The sequence below is a fragment of the Lamprobacter sp. genome (genome assembly GCF_034860625.1).
Lineage (GTDB): Bacteria > Pseudomonadota > Gammaproteobacteria > Chromatiales > Chromatiaceae > Lamprobacter.
This window is the reverse complement of sequence record NZ_JAYESN010000541.1, coordinates 1-1,283: the sequence shown is the minus strand read 5'-3', so window position 1 is coordinate 1,283 and position 1,283 is coordinate 1. Positions and strand designations below refer to the sequence as shown.

Genomic DNA, 1,283 nt, shown 5'->3' with positions numbered 1-1,283 from the left:
TTCGCGAATCACCGCGCTTAGCTGGCGAGCGCACTATGACCTGGAATCCGGGCTACGGCAGACATACCACTGGTTCTGCGACAACCTAGACGCCTTTCGGCACTAAAGCGGAATCTGATTAGCAAGCTTCTTCAGCTAGACGAAGCTAGCGCTCAGGGCGCTCCCCGGTCGTCGTCGCCGCCAGCAGCAGACGGCTGTGAATGGTCTCTAGATGTAAGCGCCGGTTGAAGCGATAGGCGAAAGTGCCGAGATAGCGAGCAGGATACTTCTCCAAGTCGAAGCTGCGCGTCCCGGCACTCTGCGGGCGTTCGAGATGCTCCCGGTCTGGGCCGGCTCGCGACCGCCGATCGTCTGTGCCTTATTAACCGCGGCAAGCAGTCATGGCTGAGAAGATTTCCATTCACATCTCTGGACTGGGTGGCCAGGGCGTCGTGACCGCGACGTCCATCCTGGGCATGGCCGCCTACCCTGAGAGACTGTCCAGGAAGGTCAATCTCTGAGGCGTGCTGGCAACCATGACGGATGTGTCACTCATGGGAACCTCGGTATCGCTGGCGATTGAGAATATGACGTATGATGTCATCGCAGCAGGCGGCATGGTTGCAGGAGCCAGCGAGCCCGTGAAGAAGCGCCTGCAGAAATTGAAAGTCCTCGATCACAAGGACGTTCTCCGTAGTGCCACCGCGCCAGGAACGTTAGGCATGCTCGCCTGCTTTGATGGATGCTGTAATCAACGAGGTTGTCCAGTTAGCCTGGAATGGTCCTGATTATTTGGAATGTCAAACCAGCAAATACGAATAACCAAACCCGACGACTGGCATCTCCATCTGCGCGATAGTGACATGCTGAAGACAGTGATTGCGGACACCGCTCGTTGCTTCGCGCGAGCCATTGTGATGCCCAACCTCAAGCCGCCGGTCACCACAGTAGCCCAGGCCGTGGCCTATCGGAACCGCATTCTGGCGGCGGTTCCCGAGGGCATGACCTTCGATCCGCTGATGACACTGTATTTGACCGAAAACACGTCGCCGGACGAGATCCGACGGGCCAAGGCCTCAGACGCGATCTATGCGGTCAAGGTTTATCCGGCGGGTGCAACGACCCATTCCGACGCCGGGGTTCGGGATCTGAGCAAGGTTGATGCGGTGCTCGAGGTCATGCAGGAGGTCGATCTTCCGCTGTTGCTGCACGGTGAAGTCACCGACCGGGATATCGATGTCTTCGATCGGGAAGCGGTGTTTATCGAGCGGCATTTACAGCAGATCAATACGCGCTTTCCGGCC

Annotated in this window: 3 protein-coding genes; 2 read left to right on the top strand and 1 reads right to left on the bottom strand. The window is 58.0% G+C overall.

Annotated features, from left to right (window positions below):
* Nucleotides 1-145 precede the first annotated feature (145 nt).
* Complete coding sequence (locus VBE63_RS29625) at nt 146-274, bottom strand: hypothetical protein (protein ID WP_416274733.1); 129 nt, start codon at nt 272-274, stop codon at nt 146-148.
* 259 nt (nt 275-533) lie between these two features.
* Between VBE63_RS29625 and VBE63_RS29620 the strand changes: the two genes are divergently transcribed.
* Nucleotides 534-767 carry a hypothetical protein gene (locus VBE63_RS29620; RefSeq protein ID WP_323686552.1) on the top strand — a complete coding sequence of 78 codons (234 nt, stop codon included), beginning with the start codon at nt 534-536 and terminating at the stop codon, nt 765-767.
* A gap of 9 nt (nt 768-776) precedes the next feature.
* On the top strand, nt 777-1,283 hold a 507-nt coding region (locus VBE63_RS29615), incomplete at its 3' end, for an amidohydrolase family protein (protein ID WP_323686551.1).

Excerpts from the sequence above, each read along its gene's own strand:
- VBE63_RS29620 (WP_323686552.1), top strand. The coding sequence starts at position 534 with ATGGGAACCTCGGTATCGCTGGCGATTGAGAATATGACGTATGATGTC.